This is a genomic window from Pseudomonas sp. Y3 TE3536 (genome assembly GCF_053629175.1).
Genome location: NZ_JBRJHU010000001.1, coordinates 4,017,712 through 4,039,050, shown reverse-complemented (window position 1 = coordinate 4,039,050; position 21,339 = coordinate 4,017,712). Strand labels below are relative to the sequence as shown.

Annotated in this window: 17 protein-coding genes and 2 pseudogenes; 15 read left to right on the top strand and 4 right to left on the bottom strand. The window is 62.8% G+C overall.

All coding sequences use genetic code 11. The features are described 5' to 3' along the window. Window positions 1–80 precede the first annotated feature (80 nt). From AB7M33_RS18160 to AB7M33_RS18120, 9 genes and pseudogenes are all read left to right on the top strand, one after another. A complete protein-coding gene (locus tag AB7M33_RS18160; RefSeq protein ID WP_027592743.1) occupies window positions 81–1,247 on the top strand; it encodes a ribosomal protein uL16 3-hydroxylase in 1,167 nt (388 codons plus the stop codon). Next, window positions 1,240–1,668 (top strand): GNAT family N-acetyltransferase, encoded by a 429-nt coding sequence (locus tag AB7M33_RS18155; RefSeq protein WP_027592744.1) that lies wholly within the window; start codon window positions 1,240–1,242, stop codon window positions 1,666–1,668. The genes AB7M33_RS18160 and AB7M33_RS18155 overlap by 8 nt, the downstream gene beginning before the upstream one ends. Window positions 1,669–1,903: 235 nt before the next feature. Further along, window positions 1,904–3,862, top strand: coding sequence for a DNA topoisomerase III (locus AB7M33_RS18150; protein WP_454244234.1), 1,959 nt, complete (start codon window positions 1,904–1,906; stop codon window positions 3,860–3,862). Between the two features lie 162 nt (window positions 3,863–4,024). After that, window positions 4,025–5,314, top strand: a complete 1,290-nt coding sequence (locus AB7M33_RS18145; RefSeq protein ID WP_454243236.1) for an NAD(P)/FAD-dependent oxidoreductase — start codon at window positions 4,025–4,027, stop codon at window positions 5,312–5,314. Then, the gene (locus AB7M33_RS18140; RefSeq protein WP_099428809.1) at window positions 5,307–5,858 is read left to right on the top strand and encodes a helix-turn-helix domain-containing protein; all 552 of its coding nucleotides are present in this window, start codon (window positions 5,307–5,309) and stop codon (window positions 5,856–5,858) included. Before AB7M33_RS18145 ends, AB7M33_RS18140 begins: the two co-directional genes overlap by 8 nt. 15 nt (window positions 5,859–5,873) lie before the next feature. Next, a complete protein-coding gene (locus AB7M33_RS18135) occupies window positions 5,874–7,220 on the top strand; it encodes a glutamine synthetase family protein (protein WP_454244233.1) in 1,347 nt (448 codons plus the stop codon). A 189-nt stretch (window positions 7,221–7,409) separates the two neighbouring features. After that, entirely contained in the window at window positions 7,410–8,240 is an 831-nt protein-coding gene (locus tag AB7M33_RS18130) for an alpha/beta fold hydrolase (protein WP_454243235.1), read from the top strand. A 455-nt stretch (window positions 8,241–8,695) separates the two neighbouring features. Beyond that, window positions 8,696–9,346, top strand: a pseudogene (locus AB7M33_RS18125) (RHS repeat-associated core domain-containing protein); the annotation flags it as partial. 164 nt (window positions 9,347–9,510) lie between these two features. After that, window positions 9,511–10,290, top strand: coding sequence for a TSUP family transporter (locus AB7M33_RS18120; protein ID WP_027592751.1), 780 nt, complete (start codon window positions 9,511–9,513; stop codon window positions 10,288–10,290). On the opposite strand, the gene nudC is transcribed toward AB7M33_RS18120, so the two are convergent. Together nudC and AB7M33_RS18110 are read right to left on the bottom strand one after the other, a co-directional pair. Next, a complete protein-coding gene (nudC, locus tag AB7M33_RS18115; protein ID WP_454243234.1) occupies window positions 10,258–11,088 on the bottom strand; it encodes an NAD(+) diphosphatase in 831 nt (276 codons plus the stop codon). The genes AB7M33_RS18120 and nudC overlap by 33 nt on opposite strands. Before the next feature lie 34 nt (window positions 11,089–11,122). Beyond that, window positions 11,123–11,935: a crotonase/enoyl-CoA hydratase family protein gene (locus AB7M33_RS18110; RefSeq protein ID WP_099428805.1), complete on the bottom strand. Its 813-nt coding sequence runs from the start codon at window positions 11,933–11,935 to the stop codon at window positions 11,123–11,125. A 150-nt stretch (window positions 11,936–12,085) separates the two neighbouring features. Here AB7M33_RS18110 and nhaB point away from each other — a divergent pair, with 150 nt between their 5' ends. The 5 genes and pseudogenes from nhaB (at window position 12,086) to AB7M33_RS18085 (ending at window position 16,032) form a co-directional block, all read left to right on the top strand. Next, the gene (nhaB, locus tag AB7M33_RS18105) at window positions 12,086–13,588 is read left to right on the top strand and encodes a sodium/proton antiporter NhaB (protein ID WP_454243233.1); all 1,503 of its coding nucleotides are present in this window, start codon (window positions 12,086–12,088) and stop codon (window positions 13,586–13,588) included. Between the two features lie 92 nt (window positions 13,589–13,680). After that, entirely contained in the window at window positions 13,681–14,232 is a 552-nt protein-coding gene (locus AB7M33_RS18100) for a lipocalin family protein (RefSeq protein WP_454243232.1), read from the top strand. Between the two features lie 82 nt (window positions 14,233–14,314). Continuing rightward, a pseudogene (locus tag AB7M33_RS18095) lies at window positions 14,315–14,614 on the top strand (NIPSNAP family protein); the annotation flags it as partial. Continuing rightward, entirely contained in the window at window positions 14,609–15,055 is a 447-nt protein-coding gene (locus tag AB7M33_RS18090; protein WP_172961402.1) for an NUDIX hydrolase, read from the top strand. The pseudogene AB7M33_RS18095 and the gene AB7M33_RS18090, both read left to right, overlap by 6 nt. A gap of 17 nt (window positions 15,056–15,072) precedes the next feature. Continuing rightward, window positions 15,073–16,032, top strand: a complete 960-nt coding sequence (locus AB7M33_RS18085) for an MBL fold metallo-hydrolase (protein ID WP_454243231.1) — start codon at window positions 15,073–15,075, stop codon at window positions 16,030–16,032. Between the two features lie 340 nt (window positions 16,033–16,372). Here AB7M33_RS18085 and AB7M33_RS18080 read toward each other — a convergent pair whose 3' ends face one another. Together AB7M33_RS18080 and AB7M33_RS18075 are read right to left on the bottom strand one after the other, a co-directional pair. Then, window positions 16,373–17,656 carry a Zn-dependent hydrolase gene (locus AB7M33_RS18080; protein ID WP_454243230.1) on the bottom strand — a complete coding sequence of 428 codons (1,284 nt, stop codon included), beginning with the start codon at window positions 17,654–17,656 and terminating at the stop codon, window positions 16,373–16,375. A 121-nt stretch (window positions 17,657–17,777) separates the two neighbouring features. Continuing rightward, a complete protein-coding gene (locus tag AB7M33_RS18075; protein ID WP_099428800.1) occupies window positions 17,778–19,268 on the bottom strand; it encodes an NCS1 family nucleobase:cation symporter-1 in 1,491 nt (496 codons plus the stop codon). A 625-nt stretch (window positions 19,269–19,893) separates the two neighbouring features. Here AB7M33_RS18075 and hydA point away from each other — a divergent pair. Further along, window positions 19,894–21,333, top strand: a complete 1,440-nt coding sequence (hydA, locus tag AB7M33_RS18070) for a dihydropyrimidinase (RefSeq protein WP_265967913.1) — start codon at window positions 19,894–19,896, stop codon at window positions 21,331–21,333. The last annotated feature ends 6 nt before the right edge of the window (window positions 21,334–21,339 follow it).

The following is a 21,339-nucleotide window of genomic DNA, read 5'->3' as shown; positions in this document are numbered from 1 at the left end:
CTGACCGACGCGTTCAACGCCCGGCTTAGCCGGGCGTTTTTATTCCCGTACGAAAATTACGTTTTTTCAATAGGTTGAACATGAATCCTGATACTCCACTGCAGCTGCTGGGCGGCATCTCGGCCCGCGAATTCATGCGCGACTACTGGCAGAAGAAGCCCCTGCTGGTACGCCAGGCCTTCCCCGACTTCATCAGCCCGATCGAGCCCGACGAACTGGCCGGCCTGGCGCTTGAAGAAGAAGTCGAATCGCGCCTGGTGCTCGAACACGGCGAGCGCCCGTGGGAGCTGCGCCGCGGCCCGTTCGAAGAAGAAGTCTTCGCCACCCTGCCCGAGCGTGACTGGACCTTGCTGGTACAGGCCGTGGACCAGTTCGTACCGGAAGTGGCCGAACTGCTGGAAGAATTCCGCTTCCTGCCCAGCTGGCGCATCGACGACGTGATGGTCAGCTTCGCCGCCCCGGGTGGCAGCGTCGGCCCGCACTTCGACAACTACGACGTGTTCCTGCTGCAAGGCCACGGCAAGCGCAACTGGAAGATCGGCCAGATGTGCAACAGCGACAGCCCGCTGATCGAGCACGCCGACCTGCGCATCCTCGCAGACTTCGAACAGAGCGGTGAGTGGACCCTGGAACCTGGCGACATGCTCTACCTGCCGCCGCGCCTGGCCCACTACGGCGTAGCCGAAGACGACTGCCTGACCTACTCGGTCGGCTTCCGCGCGCCAAGCGCTGCCGAAGTGCTGACCCACTTCACCGACTTCCTCGGCCAGTTCCTGCCGGACGAAGAGCGCTACAGCGACGCCGACGCCCAGCCGGTCAGCGACCCGCACCAGATCCAGCACGACGCCCTCGACCGCCTCAAAGGCCTGCTCGACAAGCACATGGGTGACAAAGACCTGCTGCTGACCTGGTTCGGCCAGTTCATGACCGAGCCGCGCTACCCGGAGCAGGTCGTGGGTGAAGAGCTCACTGAGGAACAGCTGATCGAAGCGCTGGAAGATGGCGCCATCCTGATCCGCAACCCAAGCGCGCGCATGGCCTGGTCCGAACTCAACGACGACCTGATGCTGTTCGCCAGCGGCCGCAGCTGCCCATTGCCGGCCAAACTGCGTGAGCTGCTGAAGCTGGTCTGTGCTGCCGATGCGTTACACATCGAAAACCTTGCAGAGTGGCTGCAGGATGAAGATGGCCTTATGCTGGTACAGCAGCTGATCAAACAAGGAAGCCTGGGATTCGCCAATGAATAAGATTCGTGTGCGCCTCGCCGACTGGCATAAGGACAACGCAGACATCCGCCGCATCCGTGAGGCGGTGTTCATTGCCGAACAGCACGTACCACCGGAGCTTGAGTGGGATTCGGACGATCCGACCGCGGTGCACTTCCTGGCCCTGGAGGGTGACTACCCGATCGGTACCGCCCGCCTGCTGCCTGACGGCACCATTGGCCGGGTCTCGGTGCTCAAGGACTGGCGCGGCCTGAAGGTTGGCGATGCACTGATGAATGCGGTCATCGTCGAGGCCCAGAACAGCGACCTGAAGCAGCAGATGCTCAGTGCCCAGGTACACGCCACGCCGTTCTACGAGCGCTTGGGCTTTCGCGTAGTCAGCGAAGAGTTCCTTGAAGCCGGCATCCCGCATGTGGACATGGTGCGCGACTCGCGCGCCTGATCCATAAGCAGTGGTTTCACTGACCCCTTCGCGGGGCAAGCCCGCTCCCACAAGTCTTGCACTGATCCTGAATGCAGTGGAGGGCTTGTGGGAGCGGGCTTGCCCCGCGAAGAGGCCAGCAAAGACAATACATCTCCACTGACAAAAACCTGTACATCCATCCAGATAAAACTTGCCTCTGCGCCCCTGCTTGCGCATCCTAGTGCCCATCACCCCCGATGAAGCGTGCTCGGCCATGCGCCTGTTCCTCTGCGAAAAACCCTCCCAGGCAAAAGACATCGCCAAAGTGCTCGGCGCCAACCGCAAGGCCGACGGCTGCTGGCAAGGCACCGACGTCTGCGTCACCTGGTGCATCGGCCACCTGCTCGAAACCGCCCCGCCCGACAGTTATGACGAACGCTACAAGCGCTGGAACCTCGCCGACCTGCCGATCATTCCCGAAAAATGGAAGATGCTGGTCAAGCCTAAGACCGCCAGCCAGTTCAAGGCCGTCAAACGCCTACTAGGCGAGGCGCGCGAGCTGGTCATCGCCACCGACGCCGACCGCGAAGGCGAAATGATCGCCCGCGAACTGGTCGAGCACTGCCGTTACCGCGGGCCGATCCAGCGCCTGTGGCTGTCGGCCCTTGATGACGCCTCCATCCGCAAGGCCCTGGCACGCCTGCTGCCGGGCCAGGAAACCTTCAGCCTTTATCACTCGGCGCTGGGCCGCTCCCGCGCCGACTGGCTGATCGGCATGAACATGAGCCGGCTGTTCACCTTGCTCGGGCGCCAATCCGGCTACCAGGGTGTACTGCCGGTTGGCCGGGTACAGACCCCGACCCTGCGCCTGGTGGTGGACCGTGATCGCAGCATCGCCGACTTCGTCCCGGTACCGTTCTGGGCCATCGACGTGCAACTCGAACAGGCTGGCCAGGGCTTCAACGCTCAGTGGCGGGCCCCGGAAGATGCCTGTGACGACCAGGGCCGGTGCCTCAACCAGGCGCTGGCGCAACAGGCTGCCGCCGACATGGGCAATGCGGGCACTGCCCGCGTGGCCAAGGTGGCGACTGAACGCGTACGCGAAGCCGCCCCCCTGCCCTTCGACCTGGGCACCCTGCAGGAGCTGTGCTCAAAGAAGTTCGGCTTAGGCGCCCAGGAAACCCTCGACATCGCCCAGGCCCTGTACGAAACCCACAAACTGATCACTTACCCGCGTAGCGACTGTGGTTACCTGCCGCTGAGCCAGCACGCCGAGGCCCCCGCCATCCTTGCCGCTCTGCAGCGCGCCGATGGCAGCCTAGCGCCGCTGCAGGCTCACCTGGAGCCCCAGCGACGCTCCCGCGCCTGGAATGACGCCAAGGTCAGTGCCCACCACGGCATCATCCCCACTGCCGCGGCCAGCGACCCCTCGCGCCTGCCCGCCAAGTACAAGGCGGTCTATACCCTCATCCGTGCCCGTTACCTGGCGCAGTTCCTGCCCAACCACGAGTACGACCGCACCCAGGCCGATTTCGACTGTGCAGGCCATGCCTTGCGTGCCGTGGGTAAGCAAATCGTCGAGCCTGGCTGGCGCCGTGCCTTGCCCGAGGCGCTGGCCCCGGCCAAAGGCCGCGAGGCGCCGCCGGCCCAGGTTCTGCCAGCCCTGCGCGAAGGCCAGGACTGCAACGTGCAAGGGCTGCAACTCAAGGACATGTGGACCCAGCCACCCAAGCCCTTTACCGAAGGCGACCTGATCAAGGCCATGAAAAACGTCGCCAAACTGGTGGATGACCCGCGGTTGAAGCAGAAGCTCAAGGAAACCACCGGCATCGGCACCGAAGCGACACGGGCCAGCATCATCCAGGGCTTGCTCGACCGTGGTTATCTGGTCAAGAACGGCAAGGCCTTGTCCGCGACGCCCGCAGCCTTCAGCCTCATCGACGCCGTACCCAGGGCCATTGCCGACCCCGGGACCACGGCCATCTGGGAGCAGGCACTGGACATGGTGCAGAGCGGTGAAATGAGCCTGGAAGAGTTCGTCGCCCGGCAGTCAGCCTGGATGGGCAAGCTGGTCGAACGCTGCAGCGGCATGCGCATGACCATTACCGCGCCTGCGGCCGGCGCCGCACCACCTTGGAAAAAGAAGCGCCGGGGCGGCAGCAAAAGTAAAGCCACCGGAAGCAAACCAGCAGCAGGCAAGCCAAGGCAACCTCGTAAAAAGGCAGCGACCTGAAGCCTGCACAGTACCTGTGTGCGGGCTTGCCCGCGAAGAGGCCGTCACAGGCAGCAGCAAAACACAGCAAAAGCACAAAACCCGACCAGCGAACTGGCGCCGTGAAATTTACCTGCTAAATTTTCATGAAAATAATCACAATAATTTTCATGAGGCACCGGCATGTTCAAGCAATCCGCGCAACACATCGCCAGCTATTACGCCCAGACCTACCCCACCCGCATACCCCTGCGCCCCACCCTGCAAAGCCGCCACGACACCGACATCCTCATTGTCGGCGCAGGTTTCAGCGGCCTGCACACCGCCCTGAGACTGACCATGGCCGGCAAGCGTGTCACGCTGCTGGAAGCCAGCCGTGTGGCGTGGGCCGCTTCCGGGCGCAACGGCGGCCAGGCGTTGCTGGGCTGGTCGTGCGACATGCCACCGCTGGAGAAGGCCCTTGGCGTAGAACGCACCCGGCGCCTGTGGGACAGCATGTGCTGGGCCGCCGATGAAATGCGTGAGCTGCCACAGCGCCATGGCTTCGATATCGACTACCGGCTTGGCAGCTTATGGACAGCCGTGCTGCCGCGCCGCGTAAAAATGCTTGAAGAAGCCCTGCACGACGCCGAAACCAAATGGGGTTATGACGCCCTGCGCCTGATAGGGCCCGACGAGCTGCCCCAGTGGATCGACAGCCCACGCTACCAAGCCGCGCTGTATGACGCCAAAGGCGCCCACCTCAACCCCCTCAAGCTCGCCCAAGGCCTTGCCAGCAATATCGAGACAGCCGGTGGCCACATTTTCGAGCAAAGCCAGGTGCTCGGCTACCAGCAGACCGGCAACGGTTATGTGACCCGCACTGAGCATGGCGAGGTACACAGCCAAATCCTGGTACTGGCCTGCAACGCGTACATCGACCGCCTCGACCCGGCCCTGTCGCGCCGCTTGCTGCCCGTCGGCTCCTACCAGGTCGCCACCGCGCCCCTGGAAGCTGACGTCGCCAAGTCATTGTTGCCGCGCAACAGCTGCGTGATCGACAACCAGTTCGTACCCGACTATTTCCGCCTTACCCCCGACAACCGCCTACTGTTCGGGGGCGGCTGCACCTACCTGGGCGGCATCCCCAAGGATGTGGCCAGCGCCACCCGCCCCTACCTTGAACGGGTGTTCCCGCAGTTGGCCGGCGTGGCCATCGACTATGCCTGGGGCGGCCACATCGACTGCAGCATCCAGCGCACCCCCGACATCGGCCGGGACGGCGAGCGCTATTGGTTACAAGGCTTCTCGGGCCACGGCGTGCTGCCGACCCTGGCCGGGGCGCGGGCGGTCAGCGATGCGATCCTTGGCAACGATGACCTGCTGACGCTGTACCAGGGTATCGATAATGGCCGCTTCCCAGGCGGCGACTTGATGGCCGCACCGCTGGAAGCTGCAGCCAAGGCCTGGTACAGGTTGCGCGACCATGTCTGATGAAGTTCAAACACTGGCGCTGCTGATTCGCGACCTGCGCAAGCACCGCGGGCTGACGCTCGACGAGCTGGCCAGCAAGGTCAAGCGCTCACTGGGGTTTCTGTCCCAGGTCGAGCGCGGTTTGTCACGGCCAACCGTGGCCGACCTGACCGCAATCAGCGAAGCGCTGCACGTACCGACCACCTACTTCTACCAGGCCGGCCAACCCCGGCCGCTGGACTGGGTTACCCGACCAGGTGAGCGGCGCACCATTTACTACGCCGAAGGCATCAGCGACGTGCTGGTGTCGCCTACCTTGAATGGCGGCTTTTCCATGCTCGAAAGCCACTTGGCGCCCGGCGCCAGCAGTGGCGAGGGGCACCTGAACGACAGTTCCGAGCAAGGCGGTTTCGTCCTGGAAGGTGAGCTGACGCTGTGGCGCGATGGCCACGCCGAGGCCGTCACACTCCGGCGCAACGACAGTTTTCAGCTGCCGCCGCACAGCCAGTTCCGCTACGCCAACCTGACCGACCAGACGACCCGGGTTCTCTGGGTCTTCCGATGAGAGCACAGCATGACCATCACAACAGGTTTTCCCGATCTGCTCAGTGAAGTACGCGCCTTCCGTGCCCGCTACCCCGAAGTACGCCATGTCGACCTGCTGAGCCTGGACATCCCCGGGCATTTCTACGGCAAGCGCTACCCCGTCGACATGCTGGAAAAGGTCGCCGCCGGCAGCCCGCTGAAACTACCGCAGAACTGCGTGTTGCTAGGGGTACAGGGCGGGCTGTTCCCGATTGGTGACTACTGTTTCAGCGACGGCGACCCGGATGCCGTGCGGCGCCTGATCCCCGGCACCCTCAAACCAGTCACCTGGGAGCGCGAGCCACTGGGGCAGATGCTGATCAGCTCCGACGGCACCGCCGCCCCCATCGAGTTCGAGCCCCGGGAAGTGCTCGCCCGCGTACTGCAACGCCTGGCACGGCGTGGCATTCGCCCGGTGGTGGCGTTCGAGCTGGAGTTTTACCTGTTCGAGCGGGCACTGAAGGAAGGGCTGCCGCAGTTCCCCCGCGACCCGTTCAGCGATGACCCGGACGATCAGCCCAACATGCACATCGAGCGCCTGTCACGCTTCAGCGACGTGCTGCGCGACATGGTCGAAACAGCCAACGCGCAAGGGGTGGATGCCAACGTCATCACGGCCGAGCTGGGGCCGGGCCAGTTCGAGATCAATTTCGGCCACTGCGACGACGGCCTGCGCGCCGCCGACTGGGCTGCCCTGTTCTGCCGCAGCACCCGTGGCGTGGCGCTCAAGCACGGGCTGCGTGCTTCGTTCATGAGCAAACCCTACCTGCACGCCCCTGGTAGCGGCATGCATGTACACGTCAGCCTGTACGACAACGACGGCAACAACCTGCTGGCTGCCGATGGGCAACGCCCGCTGCGCCATGCGGTGGCGGGCTGCCTGGCGGTCCTGCCGCACTGCATGCCGATCTTTGCAGCCAACCACAATGCGTTCCGTCGCTACGGCGCCATGGTCAACGCCGCCAGCCGTGCGAGTTGGGGCTATGAAGACCGCGATGCGTGCATACGCATTCCCGAGTCCGATGTACGCAACTTGCGCATTGAGCATCGTCTGGCTGGCGCGGATGCCAACCCCTACCTGGTGCTGGCGGCGATCCTGTGCGGGATGGAGCATGGGCTGGATGCGGCGCAGGAGCCGATCACACCGCTGAACGAAGACCGCGGCAGCGGCATCGACTTCCCCAAGGACATGCTCAGCGCAGTCACCGCGATGCGCAGCCACCTCGCAGTGAATGAGGGGCTGGGGGAAGAATTCGTGATGGTGTATTGCGAGAACAAGCGGCAAGACCACTTGGCATTCATGCAAGAAGTCAGCGCCAGGGAGTACCGCTGGTTCCTGTAATGGCTTGATTGCCAATGCCGACCCTTTCGCGGGGCAAGCCCGCTCCCACAGGTTTACTACCAGGTTAGAGACGGTGGTATACCTGTGGGAGCGGGCTTGCCCCGCGAAGAGGCCGGTACTGACAACACAGAAATCTCTCCTATTCTCAATAGCTCACTTGGCAATCCCCTGCACAGAGGAGACGCGACCATGAGCTACGTAACCACGAAGGATGGCGTTCAGATCTTCTACAAAGACTGGGGCCCGCGCGACGCGCCGGTCATTCACTTCCACCATGGCTGGCCCCTTAGTGCCGATGACTGGGATGCCCAGTTGCTGTTCTTCCTGGCCCAGGGTTTTCGCGTAGTCGCCCACGACCGCCGCGGCCATGGGCGCTCCAGCCAGGTGTGGGATGGCCATGACATGGACCACTACGCCGATGACGTAGCCGCCGTGGTCGACCACCTGGGCATCCAGGGCGCCGTGCATGTCGGCCATTCCACGGGTGGCGGCGAAGTGGTGCGCTACATGGCACGCTACCCCGGCGACAAGGTGGCCAAGGCAGTACTGATTGCAGCAGTGCCACCGCTGATGGTGCAGACACCGGCCAACCCAGGCGGCCTGCCCAAGTCGGTCTTCGACGGCTTCCAGGCCCAGGTCGCGAGTAACCGGGCGCAGTTCTACCGCGACGTGCCCACGGGGCCTTTCTACGGTTACAACCGACCCGGGGCCAAACCGTCGGAAGGCATCATCGGCAACTGGTGGCGCCAAGGCATGATCGGCAGTGCCAAGGCGCACTACGACGGCATCGTGGCGTTTTCGCAGACCGACTTCACCGAAGACCTCAAGCGCATCACCCAGCCGGTGCTGGTCATGCACGGTGACGATGACCAGATCGTGCCTTACGAGAACGCGGGCCCGTTGTCGGCCAAGTTGCTGCCTAATGCCACGTTGAAGACCTACAAAGGGTATCCGCACGGCATGCCGACCACCCATGCCGATGTGATCAATGCGGATTTGCTGGCGTTTATACGGAGTTGATGTAATCCCCTGTAGCGGCCCTTTCGCGGGCAAGCCCGCTCCCACACGACTTTCACTGCCTTCGAACCGGTGAAAACCTGTGGGAGCGGGCTTGCCCGCGAAAGGGCTAACACTGTCGGCACACCTATCTTGCGCCTGTAGGCAACTGGCATTTCTACCAGTTGCGCGCCAGCCCACTTTACCTGAGGGTAGCCTCAATTAATTACGCTCCGTGCCGCAGGCTGACCATGTTTCAGAACAGAAAGCAGCATTTATTCTACAAGAATGGTCAACTGGCTTCGCAAATTGCCAGTGATCATGCAGTGACGGTGCTTTCAGTTTCAAACACACCCTTGGCCGAGCGACGCTCAGAGGGACGCTCGGACAGCACTTCATTATTGGCCGTGGACTTACAAACTTCGGTATTGAATAATTAAAATCGCGACAGTACTCACACGCTCGCCTATACCGCCTACGGGCACAGCAAGACCCTCCACAGCACTGCCCCTCTTATGGGATTTACCGGGCAGCGCTACGATGATTTTACGAACTGCTATCTGCTGGGTAACGGCTATCGCGCTTATAATCCAAGGCTATCGCGATTTTTATCAGCAGATAGTCTGAGTCCGTTTATGACACGCACACAAAACGCCTATGCCTATTGCTTGGGTGATCCAGTGAATCGCCACGATCCTTCGGGGCATATGTTTAGTCGTATCCAACAGAGTTGGAAAGAGGTCAAGGCTATGCTTTCGAAACCGAGAATCCACTACATCCATAAAGCCAGAGATGCAATCGTAGAGCATCCTGAGCTCAAAAAGTATTCCGCTCTCGTTGATGCTGATCACGTCACCATTGGCACCCTCAAAGCGATCTACAAAAAACCGAAGCTTGAGCTAATGCGTAACGACTACCAAGCGGCAGCCGAAGAAAACTGGCGCAAGCAAAAAGGTGGCGAACAAGGCCCATTGAACGGGCCCATCAATTACGACTTTGACTATTCTAAGCATCTGGAGATTGAAGAAGAAATTCATTATGCAGGGATAGTGTCAATGCTCGACAAGTTCGAACGCAAGCTTGACCGCTTAACGCTTCTACATACTGCAAGGTCAGAGATACGGAATTAGATAGGCACACCCACCTCAGTGAGCTCTCTGTTCCTCCGAAGCTAGGTTTGGACTTGAAGTAAGGACGCAAATTCAAAGACTGACAGCCACAGGTACCCGGGATTATCATGTCCGTTTTATCAGATCACTTGTCTCAACCCTGCCCTTCACCTTGAAAGCCTCCCATGCCCTTCGAACTCACCGTAGAACCCCTCACCCTACTCATCCTGGCCCTGGTCGCCTTCGTCGCCGGTTTCATCGACGCCATCGCTGGTGGCGGCGGCCTGCTCACTACCCCGGCCCTGCTCACCGCCGGCATGCCGCCACACCTGGTGCTGGGCACCAACAAGCTCAGTTCCACCTTCGGCTCGGCCACGGCCGGCTTCACTTACTACAAGCGCAAACTGTTCCACCCCGCGCAGTGGCGCCCGGCGTTGTTCGCCACCCTGGTAGGCGCCTCGCTGGGCGCGGTGATCGCCCACTACCTGCCCGCCGAATGGCTGAACAAAATGCTCCCGGTGGTGGTCTTCGCCTGCGGCGTCTACCTGCTGTTCGGCGGCACGCCCAAGGCGCCGCTGGATGCCGACGCACCGATCAAGAAGAAATGGCAGGTCCCCCAAGGCTTCACCCTGGGTTTCTACGATGGCGTGGCAGGCCCCGGCACTGGCGCGTTCTGGACCGTGAGCACCCTGCTGCTGTACCCGATCGACCTGGTGCGCGCCAGCGGTGTGGCGCGCAGCATGAACTTCGTCAGCAACATCGCGGCGCTGACGGTGTTCATCATTTCCGGGCAGGTGGATTATGTCGTCGGCCTGTGCATGGGCCTGTCGGTGATGGTGGGTGCGTTCTTCGGCGCACGCACGGCGATCAGCGGCGGCAGCAAGTTCATCCGCCCAGTCTTCATCACCGTGGTGCTGGCACTTACAGTGCGCCTAGCGTGGCAGCACTGGTTCGGGCAGGCCTAAGCGTTCAGCCACGTACAAATCGATCAGGTACCGGGCGATGGAACGCCCGGCCGGCAGCGGCGGCAGGTCATGCACGCTGAACCACTGGGCATCCTCGATCTCGTCGGGCTGCATGACGATCTCGCCGCCCGCGTACTCGGCATGGAACCCCAGCATCATCGAATGCGGGAACGGCCAGCACTGGCTGCCGACGTAACGGATGTTCTGTACCTCGACCGCCACCTCTTCGCGCACTTCGCGCACCAGGCAATCCTCGGCCGACTCGCCGGGTTCGGCAAAGCCCGCCAAGGTGCTGTAGACACCGGTGACGAAACGCGGCGAGCGCGCCAGCAGAATCTCGTCACCGCGGGTGACCAGCACGATCATGCTCGGCGAAATGCGCGGGTAGCTGCGCAGGTCGCACGGCTGGCAGTACATCGCCCGCTCCCAGCGGATTTGCGTCATCGCCTGGCCGCAGCTGCCGCAAAAACGGTGCTCGCGTGCCCAGGTACCGATCTGCGCGGCATAACCCAGCACCTTGTACAGGTCGAAATCGCCTTCGAGCATGAACGCGCGCAGGCCACGCCAGCTGCAACCCGCCAGGTCGGTGGCGCTGCGCAGCTCAAGCAGGAACACCGGCTCGCCATCGAAATGCCCGATACCATGCTCGCACAGCACGTCCAGGTCCTGGCGCTTGAGCCATTCGCGGGGGAACAGCGCGCCATTGTCGTCCACCAGGAACCCTTCCGGGCTGCGGGCGACGGCCAAGCCCCCGGTGATCTGCGGGTCGAGTACTGCGGTAGTCCAGCGTGCTGACATGTCGGGGTTCCTTGCTGCGCGCCCCCCGACCCAGTCAGTCGGCGAACGTCGGTTTCTGTTTGCTCATGTGCGCCGCCACGGCCACGCGCAGGTCTTCGGACTGCAGCATCGCGGCGTTCCAGGTGGCGATGTATTCCAGGCCATCGTCAATGCGATGGTCACGCATATAGCTGAGCATTTCCTTGGTGCCGGCCACGGCGATCGGCGATTTTGCGGCAATCTCACGGGCGATGGCAAAGACCCCGTCAAGCAGCGCGGCCTGATCATCATAGACCCGGTTGACCAGGCCGATACGCAGCGCCTCATCGGCCTCGACGTTGCGCCCGGTGAATGCCAGCTCGCGCATGATGCCGTCGCCAATGATACGTGGCAAACGTTGCAGCGTGCCGACATCGGCGGCCATGCCCATGTCGATTTCCTTGATCGAGAACTGCGCATCTTGGCTGCAGTAGCGCATGTCGCACGCCGAGATGAGGTCGATGGCGCCCCCAATGCAGTAGCCCTGGACTGCCGCCAGCACCGGCTTGCGGCATTTGTCGACGGCATTGAACGACGCCTGCAGGCGCAGGATGGTGCTGCGCAGCAAGCGCGCATTACGGCCAACGTCCTTGCCCAACTGGCCGGCCAGCGAGGCTAGCATCATCAGGTCGATGCCGGCAGAGAAATGCTTGCCCGCACCGCTGATGACAACGGCGCGCACCGCATCGGTGTCGTCGACCCACTGGAAGATGTCGATGATCTCCTCCCAGAAGGCAGCATTCATCGCGTTGACTTTCTCGGGGCGGTTGATCTGGACGTGGGCGATGCTATCAGTCAGTTCAACCTTGAACGCGCTGTACTCGGTCACGGGCGGCACTCCTGCTGGGAAAGGGTCATAACGCAGGATGTTAACCCAGCCAGGAGGCCGCACTTGTGCCAAAAGCAGGACGGCAAATCTTGCCTAAGTCGGCACGATCCGGCACCGTGCGCCATCGCTGAATCATAAGGATACATATTCATGCCCCGCTCCCTGCCCGGTGCGCTCGCCCACAACTTCCTGGGCCAGTCACCGCTTTGGTACAAGGCTGTCATCGGCCTGTTCCTGGTGCTCAACCCATTGCTGCTGCTGACTGCAGGCCCGGTCACGGCGGGCTGGGTGCTGGTGATCGAATTCATCTTTACCTTGGGCATGGCGCTGAAGTGCTACCCGTTGATGCCGGGTGGCTTGTTGCTGGTCGAAGCACTGCTGCTCGAAATGACCACCCCGCAGGCCCTGTACGAAGAGCTGCTGCACAACTTTCCGGTGATTCTGCTGTTGATGTTCATGGTCGCCGGCATTCACTTCATGAAAGAGCTGCTGCTGTTCCTGTTCTCGCGGATCTTGCTCGGTGTGCGCTCGAAGGCGGCCCTGTCGCTGCTGTTCTGCGTGCTGTCAGCGTTCCTCTCGGCCTTTCTCGATGCGCTGACAGTCACGGCGGTGATCATCAGCGCTGCAGTAGGCTTCTACGCGGTCTTTCACCGCGTTGCCTCGGGCGCCAACCCGCGTGAAGAAAGCGCGCTCGACAGCGACCAACATATCCCGCAACTGCACCGTGAAGACCTCGACCAGTTCCGCGCCTTCCTGCGCAGCCTGTTGATGCACGGTGCGGTCGGCACTGCATTGGGCGGCGTGTGCACGCTGGTGGGCGAACCACAGAACCTGCTGATCGGCCATGAGATGGGCTGGCACTTCGCCGACTTCTTCCTCAAGGTCGCCCCGGTGTCGTTGCCGGTGCTCGGCGCCGGGCTGCTGACCTGCGTAGCGCTGGAAAAACTGCGCCTGTTCGGCTACGGCACACTGATGCCTGAACGCGTGCGCCAGGTGCTGGCCGCCTACGCCGCCGAAGATGACGCCGCGCGTACGCCGGCCCAGCGTGCCGCGCTGTGGGTACAAGGCAGCGCCGCGCTGATCCTGATCATCTGCCTGGGCCTGCACATTGCCGAAGTGGGCCTGATCGGCCTGCTGGTGATCGTGCTGATCACTGCGTTCACCGGCATCACCGACGAACACCGCCTGGGCCGCGCCTTCCAGGATGCCATGCCGTTCACCGCGCTGTTGGTGGTGTTCTTCGCCGTGGTCGCGGTGATCCATCAGCAGCAGTTGTTCAGCCCGCTGATTGCCTGGGTACTGGCGCTGCCCGCCGAACAACAACCGGGCATGCTGTACCTGGCCAACGGTTTGCTGTCGGCGATCAGCGACAACGTGTTCGTCGCCACCATCTACATTACCGAGGTCAAGCAGGCCTTCATGAACGGCGGCATGAGCCGCGAGCATTTCGAGATGCTGGCGGTGGCGATCAATACCGGCACCAACCTGCCAAGCGTGGCGACGCCGAATGGGCAGGCGGCGTTCCTGTTCCTGCTGACCTCGGCGATTGCACCGCTGATTCGCCTGTCGTATGGGCGCATGGTGTGGATGGCGCTGCCCTATACCGTGGTCATGGGTGGCCTGGGCTGGTGGGCGGTGACTTACTGGCTGTAAAACCTGGCGGCGTGGGGATATTCGATACAACTTTTCCCGCACGCCCGCATCGAAGCAAAGGTAAATCCCCATCCGCTTCAAGGAGGTTCGCTATGGCGATGCGCACGGCACTGATGCTTTCCTGCATGACCCTGGCCCTGGTCGGCTGCGCGGGTTCGAACGATGAACACCGCACGCCGCCGTCCACCCAGCAGGTCGACCTGCAACGCTACCAGGGCACCTGGTATGAGCTGGCGCGCTTGCCGATGTTCTTCCAGCGCAACTGCGTGCAATCCGAAGCGCGTTACGGCCTGCGTGAGGACGGGCGCATCGACGTCAACAACCGCTGCAAGGAAAAGGACGGCCAGTGGAACGAGGCCAAGGGCATCGCCGAAGCCCAGCAACCGGGCAAGACCGACAAGCTCTGGGTGCAGTTCGACAACTGGTTCAGCCGGCTGGCTCCGGGCCTGACCAAGGGTGAGTACTGGGTGCTTTACCACGACAAGGACTACCGCGTGGCCCTGGTCGGGCACCCCAACCGCGAGTACCTGTGGTTGCTCTCACGCACGCCTGCAATCACCGACCAGGAACGCGAGCAACTGCTGTCGATTGCCCGCAAGCAAGGCTACGACACCAGCAAGCTGATCTGGCGCCAGGAAGGCTAGCCCGCTGCACGGCTGGCACGTCGACGACGCGGGGCAATCAGGCTAAGGTGTGCGCCCCGCCTCCCCTCGAAGGAACGAGCCGTTGATCACCTGCCACGTCAAATACACCGTCGACCCTTACCAGCTGCCGGCCTTCGAGGCCTATTCGCGCCTGTGGATGCGCCTGGTCACGCGCATGGGCGGCAAGCACCATGGCTATTTCCTGCCTGCCGAAGGTGCCAACAACATCGCCTACTGCCTGTTCAGTTTTTCCAGCCTGGCCGCCTACGAGCAGTACCGCAAGCAGGCAGAGACCGACCCGGAATGCATCGCTGCAGTCGCCCTGGCCACTGAGCAACGGTTCATCCTCAGCTATGAACGCAGCTTCCTCAAGCCGCTGCTTGAACCGCGCATTCGCTCGCTGGCGCTGTGCGTTTTCCATCACCAAGGGAAGATTCTGGTCAACGTCTTCGACGACCCGGTGACGCAGCAGACGCTGTGCCGCCCACTCGGGGGTGGCATCGAGTTTGGTGAGCGGGGCCGTGACGCCATCGCCCGGGAAATCGAAGAAGAACTGGGGCAGTCGATCAGCGATGTGCGGTTGCTCGGCACGCTGGAGAGCCTGTTCCACTATGCCGATACGCCGGGGCATGAGATTGTGCAGGTATTCGATGCACGCTTCGACGACGCCAGCCTTTACCAGCAGCCCTGGGTAGAAGGCCGCGAGTCCGACGGCAGCCCCTTCCGCGCCCGGTGGTGCGACAGCGCCGACTTCGCGCGCATCGGCCCGCTTGTGCCGCAGGGCCTGCAAGCGTTGTTGCGCGACCTGTCGCTGCTGGGCTGAAGCAAAGGAGCCTGATCATGGACCTGCTGTTTCTAGGCACCAGCGCCGGGGTGCCGACCAAGGCACGCAACGTCAGTGCCACGGCCCTCATCGAGGCCAGCGGCAGCCACTGGTACCTGATCGATTGCGGCGAAGGCACGCAGCATCGGCTGCTGCAGACGCCGCTGTCGATACGCGACCTGCGCGGCATCTTCATCACTCATGTACACGGCGACCATTGCTTCGGCCTGCCCGGCCTGCTGGCCAGCGCCGGGATGAGCGGGCGTACCCAGCCGCTGGATATCATCCTGCCCGCCGCCCTGCATGGCTGGGTGCGCCTGGGCTTGACCGCCAGCGACACTTACCTGCCTTTCGAGGTGCGCCTGCTGGCCGTTGAAAGCCTGACTGACTGGCGTAGCGAGACGCTGCAGGTCAGTACCGTGCAGCTGTCGCACCGGGTGCCGAGCGTGGGCTTCGTGTTCACCGAGCTCAACCCTGAACCGCGCCTGGACGTGCAGCGCCTGGATGCCGAAGGCATTCCACGCGGGCCGTTGTGGGGCGACCTGGCCAAAGGGCTGTCGGTCGAGCATGAGGGGCGGACCCTGCACGGCCAGGACTACCTGCGCGCATCGCGGCCGGCGCGACGGGTGATCGTGTGCGGTGACAACGACAGCCCCGAGCTGTTGGCGGAGGCGGCCGAGGGCGCGGATGTGATGGTGCACGAAGCGACCTTTACCCAGGCGGTCGTCGAGCGCACGGGGGCTACCTTCGGCCACAGCACAGCAGCGCAAGTGGCACGGTTTGCCGAGGCGGCGGGTGTGCGCAACCTGGTGCTCACGCATTTCAGTGCACGCTACCAGGGCGATCCGCGGCGCAGCCCGTGCATCGACGATGTACGTGTGGAGGCCCTGGCGCATTACAGCGGGCATCTGACCTTGGCGCAGGACCTGCAGCGGTATCACATTGGGCGGGATGGGTGTCTTGTGGTGGTGGGGTAGATAGGGTTGCGGCTGATAGGTGCATGCCGTTAGGGCTGTGGCGCCTATGAGATCGAGCGCCGCCCGCGCGTCGCTTCGCAGCACAAGGCTGCTCCCACATTTGTTTCGGGCCAGTTATTCCTGAGGCATGGGCGCCCGGCCCCTTGGTGCCCACCTTGATATCGAGTCGGACCAACCAGGCGGTCGCGCGCAGACTTCACAGGCCTCACTGGCCCGAAACAAATGTGGGAGCAGCCTTGTGCTGCGAAGCGCCGCGCGGGCGGCGCTCGATCTCATAGGCGATGAAAACCTCCCGCCAGGCACCTGTCAGCCGCCCCCCCTCCCTCAAGACATACCGCCCCTACGCCGCCAACCGCCCACTGGCAATCGCCTCCGACGCCGCCAGCATCGCCCGCAACAACACCGCACACCCCGCCGCCAGGTCCTCCGGTGTGGCGTTCTCGATCTCGTTGTGGCTGATGCCATTCTCGCAAGGCACGAAGATCATCCCCGCTGGCCCCAATTCGGCCAGGAAGATCGCGTCATGCCCGGCTCCACTGACGATATCCATGTGCGGCAGGCCCAGCGCACCTGCCGAATCGCGCACGGCATCGACGCAGGCCTTGTCGAAATACAGGGCCGGGAAATCCGCCGTAGGGATCAGCTCATGCTCAAGACCATGCTTGGCGCAGGTGCTTTCGATCACCCCGCGCACTTCGGCAATCATCGCGTCCAGTTGCTCGCCTTCAAGGTGACGGAAGTCCAGGGTCATGCGCACCTCACCCGGGATCACGTTGCGTGACCCTGGGTAGGCCTGCAGGCAACCCACCGTGCCACAGGCATGTGGCTGGTGCCCAAGGGCCGTACGGTTGACTGCCTCGACCACGGCGGCAGCGCCCACCAAGGCATCCTTGCGCAAGTGCATGGGCGTTGGGCCGGCATGGGCTTCGACCCCGCGCAAGGTCAGGTCGAACCACTTCTGGCCCAGCGCACCCAACACCACGCCGATGGTCTTGGCCTGGTCTTCAAGGATCGGCCCCTGCTCGATATGCGCTTCGAAATAAGCCCCCACCGGGTGGCCGAGTACCGCGCGCTGGCCGGCGAAGCCGATGGCATCGAGCGCCTCGCCAACACTCACCCCCTGTGCATCACGCTTGGCCAGCGTCTCTTCCAGCGTGAACTTACCGGCGAACACCCCAGAGCCCATCATGCAGGGGGCAAAGCGCGAGCCCTCCTCGTTGGTCCACACCACCACTTCCAACGGCGCTTCGGTTTCAACGCCGAGGTCGTTGAGGGTGCGGATCACCTCCAGCCCGGCCATCACCCCATAGCAGCCATCAAACTTGCCCCCGGTGGGCTGGGTATCGATATGGCTGCCGGTCATCACCGGTGGCAGCTTGGGATTGCGCCCCGGGCGGCGGGCGAAAATATTGCCGACCGCGTCGACACTGACCGTACAACCGGCCGCTTCGCACCACTCGACGAAGAGGTCGCGGGCCTGGCGGTCGAGGTCGGTCAGCGCCAGCCGGCAGACTCCGCCTTTGGCTGTGGCGCCGAGGCGGGCAAGGTCCATCAGCGATTGCCACAGGCGTGCGCTGTCGACGTGGCGGGCGGTGGTCTTGAGGATATCGTGGACTGGAGTCATGGGTTTTCCCCTCAGGCTTTTTTGTTGTTTATCAGGGCCTCTTCGCGGTCAAGCCCGCTCCCACATTGAACGTGCGGTGACCTGTGGGAGCGGGCTTGCCCGCGAAGAGGCAAACTCGGTATCACGGCAACGGCTTGGCCAACCGCGCCGGGCTGCGCGCCGCCAAGCCACCGAGGACGTAATACAACGCCCCACCCAGCAGCGAGCCGGTGAACCAGCCATAGTCGTAGAACCAGCTGAAGCTGCTGTTGCCGATCGACATCACGGTCAGCGCCACCGGGACGCCGAAGGCGGCGAACCCAGCCCAGTTCCAGGCCGGATACACGTCATCGCGGTACAACCCGGCCAAGTCCAGGCGCTGGCGACGGATCAGGAAATAGTCCACCACCATGATCCCGGCAATCGGCCCGAGCAGGCTCGAGTAACCCAGCAACCAGTTCGAATAAACGCTTTCCAGGCTCAGGTCCGAGACGATCCAGCCCAGCTTCTTGAGCAGTTCATGGCCCATCAGCGCCAAGCCGATAAACCCGGTCAGCCACACTGCGCGGCTACGCCCGATCAGGCGTGGCGCGATGTTCTGAAAGTCATTGGTGGGCGAGACGATGTTCGCCGCCGTGTTGGTCGACAACGTGGCGATCACGATCAACGCCATCGCCAGCGCCACCCAGCCCGGGCTTTGGATCTTGCCGATCAGGCTGACCGGGTCAGACACCGTTTCACCCACCAGCGACGCGGACGCTGCGGTCAGCACTACGCCCAATGCCGCGAACAGGAACATGGTCAGCGGCAGGCCGAAGATCTGCCCCAGTATCTGGTCCTTCTGGCTTTTGGCGTACCGGCTGAAGTCGGGAATGTTCAGCGAGAGCGTGGCCCAGAAACCGACCATGGCGGTGAGCCCGGCACAGAAGTAGCTGACCACGCTGGCGCCCTCTGGCCGCTTGGGCGGCTGCGCCAGCAACTCGGTCATCGACATGTGCGGCAGTGCCCAGACCAGCAGACCCACGCCCACCGCCACCAGCAACGGCGCCGAAAGCGTTTCGAGCCACTTGATCGACTCCGCCCCGCGCAACACCACCCACAAGTTGAGGGCCCAGAAAATCATGAAGCCGATCACCTCCCCGGTACCCTCCAGGGCCTTCCAGCCATCGAACATCGAGCCGAGGAACAGGTGAATGGCCAGGCCGCCGAACATCGTCTGGATACCGAACCAGCCGCAGGCCACCACCGCGCGAATCAAGCACGGCACGTTCGAGCCGAGGATGCCAAACGAGGAACGCAACAGCACCGGAAACGGGATGCCGTACTTGGTGCCAGGGAACGCGTTGAGGGTCAGCGGGATCAGCACAATGAGGTTGGCCAGCAGGATCGCCAGCAGCGCCTCGCCCACGCTCAGGCCAAAGTAGGCCGTGAGCACGCCGCCGAGGGTGTAGGTGGGCACGCAGATGGACATACCCACCCACAGGGCGGTGATGTGCCATTTGTTCCAGGTGCGTTGGTGCACCTTGGTGGGTGCGATGTCGTGGTTGTAGCGCGAGCTGTCGAGCACGTCAGTGCCTGCCTCCAGCTCGAACAGGCCATCCTGCTCGATCACTTGCGATCTGCTCTGTTGCATGGGGCCTTCTCCAGGTTTTTCTAATTGTTTGCTCATCGGGCTAAAGCGATGGCCGGAGTACACACACCACCAGTACTGCTCCTCCGGTCCGGCCTGGCGGTTGTGGCCGTACTCAAATTACGTGCCGGGTTGGCCTGAGCCGTCCCGGGTGGCCGCCGCCGACCGGAGGTAATCAACTGAACTGCAAGGCATTTATCGACGCAAAGCGAACGCACGGTTATCCCTTCGCCTGCCTGTTGCGCCCGCTCAAGCCAGGCTTGCGCCCGGCGCGTGTTTCAAACCGGTGCAGCCTGTTTTTTCAACCGCGCGGCAGGCGTCTTCTGGCCCGCTATCAAGCAGCTGATTTTGCATGGAAAATCTTGACCAATTTGGCTTCTTGTCAAGTGCGTCAAAATGGTGAAAGGCCTCACCATTTTGGTGATTAAAACAATAATTACTTAAATATCAATAAGTTATGAAAGTTATAAGGTCATAAATTATTTTCTTGAACAATCTCAAATCACCATCTAGATTCCATTCTTGTCAGGTCTGACAGGATTGTAGGCTACCCTTCGATCACCGGCAGTCACTGGCGTATAACAATTCAAGAACCGGCCCAGACCGGTCAGCCTGCGAGGAAGACGGCATGTCCCTGTTGATCCGTGGTGCCACCGTGATCACCCACGAAGAGCGTTACACCGCCGATGTCCTGTGTGTCGATGGCCTGATAGCGGCCATAGGCGCAAACCTCGAACCGCCCACCGACTGCGAAATCCTCGACGGCAGTGGCCAGTACCTGATGCCCGGCGGCATCGACCCGCACACCCACATGCAGCTGCCCTTCATGGGCACCGTGGCCAGCGAAGACTTCTTCAGCGGCACCGCCGCCGGCCTGGCCGGTGGTACCACCTCGATCATCGACTTCGTCATCCCCAACCCGCAGCAGTCATTGCTGGAGGCCTTTCACACCTGGCGTGGCTGGGCGCAAAAGAGTGCCTGCGACTACGGCTTCCACGTCGCCATTACCTGGTGGAGCGAGCAGGTCGCAGAAGAGATGGGCGAACTGGTCGCCAACCACGGGGTGAACAGCTTCAAGCACTTCATGGCATACAAGAACGCCATTATGGCGGCCGACGATACCTTGGTGGCCAGCTTCGAGCGCTGCCTGCAACTGGGCGCGGTGCCAACCGTGCATGCCGAGAACGGCGAGCTGGTCTACCACCTGCAGAAAAAGCTGCTGGCCCAAGGCCTGACCGGGCCAGAGGCACACCCGCTGTCGCGCCCTTCGCAGGTCGAAGGCGAGGCGGCCAGCCGGGCTATCCGTATTGCCGAAACCATCGGTACGCCACTGTATGTGGTGCACATCTCGAGCCGCGAAGCCCTGGACGAGATCACCTACGCCCGGGCCAAAGGCCAGCCGGTGTACGGTGAGGTACTGCCAGGCCACCTGCTGCTCGACGACAGCGTCTATCGCAATCCGGATTGGGCCACGGCCGCAGGCTATGTGATGAGCCCGCCCTTCCGCCCGCGGGAACACCAGGAAGCCCTGTGGCGCGGCCTGCAGTCGGGCAACCTGCACACCACCGCCACCGACCACTGCTGCTTCTGCGCCGAACAAAAGGCCATGGGCCGCGACGACTTCAGCCGCATCCCCAATGGCACCGCCGGTATCGAAGACCGCATGGCGGTGCTGTGGGATGCGGGGGTCAACAGTGGGCGCCTGTCGATGCAGGAGTTCGTCGCGCTGACCTCCACCAACACGGCCAAGATCTTCAACCTGTTCCCGCGCAAGGGCGCGATCCGCGTCGGTGCCGACGCTGACCTGGTGCTGTGGGACCCGCAGGGCACGCGCACGATCTCGGCGCAAACCCACCACCAGCGCGTGGACTTCAACATTTTCGAAGGCCGCACCGTTCGCGGCATCCCCAGCCACACCATCAGCCAGGGCCGTGTGCTGTGGGCCGATGGCGACTTGCGCGCCGAACCTGGCGCCGGTCGTTACGTGGAGCGCCCGGCCTACCCCTCGGTGTACGAGGTGTTGGGCCGCCGCGCCGAGCAACAGCGCCCGACACCCGTTCAGCGCTGAGCATTA